The organism is Clostridium sp. MCC345 (assembly GCF_018785345.1).
GTDB classification, from domain to species: Bacteria; Bacillota; Clostridia; order Lachnospirales; family Anaerotignaceae; genus Anaerotignum_A; species Anaerotignum_A faecicola.
The window spans coordinates 1-6,459 of sequence record NZ_WQPP01000001.1 but is presented as its reverse complement, the minus strand read 5'-3'; the positions used below and the strand labels follow the sequence as shown (position 1 = coordinate 6,459).

General features: G+C 38.7%; 6 protein-coding genes. All 6 read left to right on the top strand.

The features are described from left to right. The coding region (locus tag GPK49_RS00030; RefSeq protein WP_215676367.1) for a MobA/MobL family protein at positions 1-1,026 on the top strand (1,026 nt) is incomplete at its 5' end. Beyond that, a complete protein-coding gene (locus tag GPK49_RS00025) occupies positions 965-1,711 on the top strand; it encodes a DUF6040 family protein (RefSeq protein WP_215676366.1) in 747 nt (248 codons plus the stop codon). The genes GPK49_RS00030 and GPK49_RS00025, both read left to right, overlap by 62 nt. Before the next feature lie 108 nt (positions 1,712-1,819). Next, complete coding sequence (locus GPK49_RS00020; RefSeq protein WP_006858428.1) at positions 1,820-2,488, top strand: response regulator transcription factor; 669 nt, start codon at positions 1,820-1,822, stop codon at positions 2,486-2,488. Further along, positions 2,485-3,498, top strand: coding sequence for a sensor histidine kinase (locus GPK49_RS00015; protein ID WP_006858429.1), 1,014 nt, complete (start codon positions 2,485-2,487; stop codon positions 3,496-3,498). Before GPK49_RS00020 ends, GPK49_RS00015 begins: the two co-directional genes overlap by 4 nt. 111 nt (positions 3,499-3,609) lie before the next feature. Beyond that, positions 3,610-4,377, top strand: a complete 768-nt coding sequence (locus GPK49_RS00010) for an ABC transporter ATP-binding protein (protein WP_006858430.1) — start codon at positions 3,610-3,612, stop codon at positions 4,375-4,377. Next, positions 4,367-6,403, top strand: coding sequence for an FtsX-like permease family protein (locus GPK49_RS00005; protein WP_318283784.1), 2,037 nt, complete (start codon positions 4,367-4,369; stop codon positions 6,401-6,403). Before GPK49_RS00010 ends, GPK49_RS00005 begins: the two co-directional genes overlap by 11 nt. Positions 6,404-6,459 lie beyond the last annotated feature (56 nt).

Below are 6,459 nucleotides of genomic sequence, written 5' to 3'. Positions count from 1 at the left end.
AAGATGGGTGCAAGAAACCGCCTGCAATGGAAACGGGTGCTGACCGATGCTAACGGATGGAACAATCCAAAAAATTGTGAACTGTGGCGGAGTGAATGGGCAAAGGTGTGTAATGAACATCTTCCTTTGCATAATCAGGTCGATCACCGTTCTTATGAAAAACAGGGAAAACTCCAGATTCCTACCATCCATGAAGGCGCTGACGCAAGAAAGATTGAACAAAAGTTTCTTGCCGGGCAGGAAATAAAAGGTTCGTGGAAAGTAGCGGAAAATCAAATCATAAAACAACAAAACACGTTATTGCAAAAGATACTGGACACCTTTGGAAAAGTATCGGGTGCATTATCATTATGGAAGGAGCGATTAAATGACATTAGAAGAAAGCCGGGAAATTATACCCTTAATGGAATCCATGATTGGGCAAATCGAAGAACAGCAGACCTTAATGGCAGAAATGATTCTGGAAATGCAGAACCGGGACACCCAACTCTCTCTTATGCAGGAACAGAATCAGAAATTGCAAAAATTAAACAGCGAGTTATCCGAGCTGCTCAACATTTTGCCAAATACCGAGGAACTGCTTTCCAAGATGGAAGAACAGAAAACGAAGATAGAACTTTTGGAAAACGAAAATCAGCAATGGCAGAAATTGGTACAGAAACTGAACAGCGAAAACAGTTTATTACTGAAACAGAACACCGAATTGCTGAACTGGAACAGCAGATAGAGAAAGGACGTGATATAGATGAACGAATCCAGAGAATCAAAGAACGCCGAACAGTTGGAAGAACTTCTCCTCTTGACCGAGGAGATACAAGAAGAACTGGAACAGAAAGACCAGCTTATCGTGGAACTAAAGACACAGCTCAACGAATCTCTGACCTTGAACGAGAAATTAAACAAAGAGAACAGAGCCGGGAATATTCAAGCATTAAAGAACGACTTGAAGCTAGCAGACAGAGCATTGCGGAACGAGAAAGAGAAGCTGCGAAGCGCAAACGTCACGATAGGGGAATGTCAAGATAAAATACGATGCTTAACACAACAACGGGATTATGCCCGGACACATCAGAAAATCGTAGAGATACCGGTAGAAAAGCCGGTACTCTATGAAAAATGTGAAGCCTGTGACCGGACAGACTATCAGAATGCAAAAGCAAAATACGAAACACAAAAAGAGCGACTTGCAGGACAATATAAAGCAAAAACGGTAATGTTCCAAACAACCTTGTTCCTTCTTGCAAGGTATTCGCTGACAACCACTCTTTTTCAGGCAGTACAGTCAGATGTGCTCCTTTCCGATTGCAAATCATTCTTCCATGATGCAGCGTCATTCATACAAACTTTTATCGGTTGGACGATTGAGGTCGGGCAATCTGTGGCACAGATTAGCACAAAAATTCCAAATCCTTTTATAGCCGGAATGGTATATTGGATATTGCTAATATTGATTGTAGGAATATGTGTGGCAGGAACAGGGATACTGGCGATACTGATAGAAATAAAGGTTATAGAATTATATAGGGAAAAGTGTTGGGATGTCATTACTCTACTGATGATACTGACAAGTGCTGCTGTCATCATTTATTTTGGAGAAGCAATCAAAAAAGCACTGTCAGTAAATCTTCTATTGCTTTTTGTACTTTTGCAGGGCGCATATGTTGGACTTAGGTGTTATTTAGAATCGTACCTTGAGAAAAGAAACTATTAAGCATTTTTTACAAAGCTATGTACAAAATCATTCTAAAATTCCCATTCAATAATACGATTGAGAAAACCTCTCTGATACAGTATAATAAAGTGTCAGGGAGGTATCTCTATGAAGGAAAAAATACTAATCATTGAAGATGATTTTACGATACAAACACAGCTTAAAACTCTTTTGTCTGGGAATGGATATGAAGTATTTGCAGTTACGGATTTTTCCAAAACAATAGAGCAGTTAAAAGAAGCTGCGCCACATCTGGTTATTCTGGATATAAAACTTCCGGGGAATAACGGTTTTGAAATATGCTCGGGGATTCGCACCTTTTCAGATATTCCGATTGTATTTGTAACAAGCAGCAATACAGATATGGACGAACTGAACAGCATTATGCTGGGTGGAGATGCGTTTATCACAAAGCCTTATAATCCCGCTATTCTTCTTGCTAAAATTGCTGCATTGTTAAAGAAAGCCTACCGTTCCCCTCAAACAGAAATTTATATGTGGAGAGAAGCTACCCTGCATTTGGAGAGTAGCATGATAGAGTACAAAGGACAGAAAGCAGAATTGACAAAGAATGAATTGAAAATCCTCTACTACCTTTTTAAGAACTCCGGAAAAATCTGTTCCAGAAATGATATTGTGGATTTTCTTTGGGACAATCAGCTTTATGTTGATGATAACGCCCTAAGTGTCAATATTACCCGTATTCGCGACAAACTGGCAGCAATCGGACTCGTAGATTTCATTAAAACAAAACACAGGCAAGGATATACATTATGAGTGGAAAACAATATTTGAAAAATCAACTCCCCGTTATTTTAATCAATCTGCTGGGTATGCTTGTCCTTGCTTTGTTCCTGATTGCAAGCGATAATCCTATCCAAACAGTCCTGTTTATTTTTGCAGTCTGGTCGATTGTCCTTGTTTTATCTTTGCTGGCATTTTATTTCTCACGAAAAAAATATCTGAATAAATTGCTCAATATGACGGAGCAATTAGAAGAACGATATTTATTGCCGGAAATCATGCAAGTGCCGGAAAGGGCTGATGAACAGGTTTTTTACCAGATTATGAAAATGGCTGAAAAATCTATGTTGGAACGGATTGGCGAAGTACAGAGGGAACGCAGGGAATATAAAGAATACATTGAACAATGGATACACGAAGTAAAAACACCAATTACAGCGATGAAGCTGCTGTGTGAGAATAACCGTTCTCCCTTTTCCAGAGAGGTATTGGCAGAGTTAGAGAATATCAACCAATATACAGAACAGGCACTTTACTATGCCCGGAGTGAACACGCTGAAAAAGACTATTCTGTCCGTGAAGTCAATTTATGCGATGTTGTGCATAGTGCAATCGCAGATAATAAGTATCTTTTGCGTCAAAGCAATATGTCAATTCAGATAGACGATATAGAAACAAAAGTTTATACCGATGAAAAATGGGTGCGGTTCATCTTAAATCAGATTATCGGTAATGCAATCAAATACCATGCAGAGCAGCCTATTTTGCACTTTGGGGCAACAAAAACGAATGACAAGATTGTGCTATCTATCAGCGATAATGGGATAGGTATTCCTAAAAGTGATTTACCCCGTATTTTTGAAAAAGGATTTACAGGTCAGAATGGGCGAACCGGGAAAAATTCTACTGGAATTGGCTTATATCTTTGCAAGCGTCTATGTGATAAACTGGGAATAGGGCTTACTGCTTATTCCGAAAACAGAGGAACAACGATTTCACTTATCTTTCAAATGAATGATTTTATTATCGGAGTGCAGGGCTGACAGGTTCTGCACTTCTTACATTTTTGTAAGAACTGTGTAAGAAAACTTGATACAAAAAATGAGATACTCCATTTACAATAAAGATATGGAACAGTTAAGGAGGTTTATCAGATGAATACGATTTTGAAACTGGAACATATCCAGAAATATTATGGCAATGAAGGGAATATTACCAAAGCCATTAAAGACATTAGCTTTTCTGTGGAAGCTGGGGAATTTCTCGGAATTATGGGTGCGTCCGGTTCTGGAAAGACAACGCTGCTCAACTGTATTTCTACGATTGATACCGTAAGTGCAGGGCATATTTTTTTAGATGGAACAGATATAACGGAAATCAAACCAAAATCCCTTGCCCGTTTTCGCAGGGAGAATTTAGGGTTTATATTTCAAGACTTCAATTTGCTGGACACATTGACGATTTCAGAAAATATTGCACTGGCATTAGCAATCAACAAAGTCCCTGCCGGGAGCGTAGAATCCCGCATTTTGGATATAGCCGGAAAGCTGAATATCAGCGATATTCTAAACAAATATCCTTATCAGGTATCCGGCGGACAAAAACAGCGTTGTGCTTGTGCAAGAGCAATTATCAACAACCCGAAGCTCTTACTGGCAGATGAGCCGACAGGGGCATTAGACAGCCATTCCTCACAAATGTTGCTGTCTACCATTCAAAGTATCAATGAACAGCTTAGGGCGACAATTCTTATGGTAACTCATGACGCTTTTACCGCCAGCTATGCCAACCGTATTCTTTTTTTGAAAGACGGAGAAATCTTTATGGAACTGCGCAAGGGCAACGACAGCAGAAGTGCTTTTTTTGATAAAATTCTGAATGTCCTTACCATGATCGGAGGGGGACAAAGCCATGTATGCTAAACTTGTTTTCAGAAATGCAAAACGGTCTGTAAAAGACTATCTGGTCTACATTGTCACAATGACAATCTGTGTTACCTTGTTTTATGCGTTCTTGTCTATTTCCAGTAGTTATTATAGCCCGGATATAGGCAGCGAGTATGATTTTACTCTGTTAAGTGACGGAATGAAAATTGCAATCTGCATGATAACATTGCTGTTGTTATTTTTGATACGGTTCGTCAATCATTATATGCTAAGACGAAAGCAAAAAGAGTTTGCTGTCCAGTCCATTATGGGAATGGAACAAAAAACTATTGGCAGGATTTTCTTTGCAGAAACACTGATTATGGGTATGTTTTCCATTTTGATTGGTATTTTTTGCGGTGTATTTTGCTCTCAATTCATTACCGCAATGCTCCTTACTGCTTATGGAGAGCCTTATGAAATCTCATGGACATTGTTCCCGGACACCGTTTTGCTGACAGTGATATTTTTTGTGGTAAGTTTTTTTGTGGTAGGAGTTTTCAATACACGCACAATCAAAAAAACAAAAATTATTGATATGCTTTCCGCAGAGAAAGAAAATGAGCCAGAATTGAAAAAGAGCCGATTCATTCCTGTCGTAGTAATTCTGTTTTTAATGTTTACTTTATGGGAATTGTTTTCAGGAATACAAAATGTCCGATTTTATTATGACTCCCGCTTTGTTTTCCCGGTGAAAATCATGTATTGGGGAAATATTTTGCTCCCTGTTGTTACATTAGGCTGGGCGGCATTATGGATGTTGAAAAAGAAAAAAATTGCTTTTCAAAAGTTGATTGATGGGCTGCTTATTTGTTCTGTATTGCACGCCTTTTTAGCAGCAAGCGTACCTGCTCTTACCAATCAATACTATTTGCCTTTACATGGTGGAATACTGAATCAATATCTGGTATTTGTATTGATTGATTTGCTCTTCTTTATTTGTGCATTGATTTATCTTGCCAGCAGCTTGATTGTAGCATGGAAAGTAAAATCGCCGGAACATAGATACAAGGGAGAAAACCTGTTCTTTTTCGGGCAAATTATATCAAAACTAAATACAACCAGCAAAACAATGACGCTGATTTGTATAACCCTTGTCCTTGCAATCTTCATGTTTATTGCCGCCCCTATTTTGACGGGCTGGGCTTCAGGTTATTTGGATATGCGCTCTATGTATGATGTGCAGGTATATTCAAGATATAATGACGTATATGAAGAAGAAAATCTGCCGCAAGACAGTTATGAAATCATTACTGAGTTTCTGACAGAACACAAAATAGATACAGTTTATGATTGCACGTTCAATCTATATCTGCCAGAGAAAGACGATTTTCACAACAGACAGAAATATGATTTTCCGATTGTAGCAATTTCTTTGAGTGATTATAACACTATACGGGAAATGCTGGGTTACGAACAGATTTCTCTGGAGGAAGATGAATTTACAACACAATGGAAAGCAATCGCCACCGAGGAAGAACGGGATAGCTTTTTGAAAGAACACACCAGCATTATGACAGACGCAGGAGAATTGACTCTTTCCGGGCAGTCCTATTATGAGGATCCGATTGGAGAAACAGCGTACAATTCCTATACAAATGTATTGTATGTACTTCCAGACAATATTTGTGAAAAGCTGTTGCCAGTAATAAAAAACCGATATATTACAACAACGGAAAATATCTCCTATGAAAATGCAAGGAAACTGGAAAAACTTTTTACAGAGAAATATCCCGAGCAGGCAGAAACCGGGGCTATTTATGGCGTGCGTTTTAGCACACTGCAAATCAATAGTTCCATAGCAAATAACTTTATTTTACAGACTGCAATGATTTATGGTGCTGTCGTACTGATGGTTATATGTCTTACCGTACTTTCTTTGCAACAACTCTTAGACGCAGGACAATATAAATATCGCTTCTCTGTACTCCGAAAATTGGGGGCGGAAGAAAAGCATATCGGAAAACTTATCTTGCAACAATTAAGTGTTTGGTTTGGGGAGACTATGAGAAAAAGTCTGTAAATAAGATTCTTCTATGATATGTGAGGGTGGTAAGCCTGAAAATCAGGCTTCTCACC

Excerpts from the sequence above, each read along its gene's own strand:
- GPK49_RS00020 (WP_006858428.1), top strand. The coding sequence starts at position 1,820 with ATGAAGGAAAAAATACTAATCATTGAAGATGATTTTACGATACAAACA.
- GPK49_RS00015 (WP_006858429.1), top strand. The coding sequence starts at position 2,485 with ATGAGTGGAAAACAATATTTGAAAAATCAACTCCCCGTTATTTTAATC.
- GPK49_RS00010 (WP_006858430.1), top strand. The coding sequence starts at position 3,610 with ATGAATACGATTTTGAAACTGGAACATATCCAGAAATATTATGGCAAT.
- GPK49_RS00005 (WP_318283784.1), top strand. The coding sequence starts at position 4,367 with ATGTATGCTAAACTTGTTTTCAGAAATGCAAAACGGTCTGTAAAAGAC.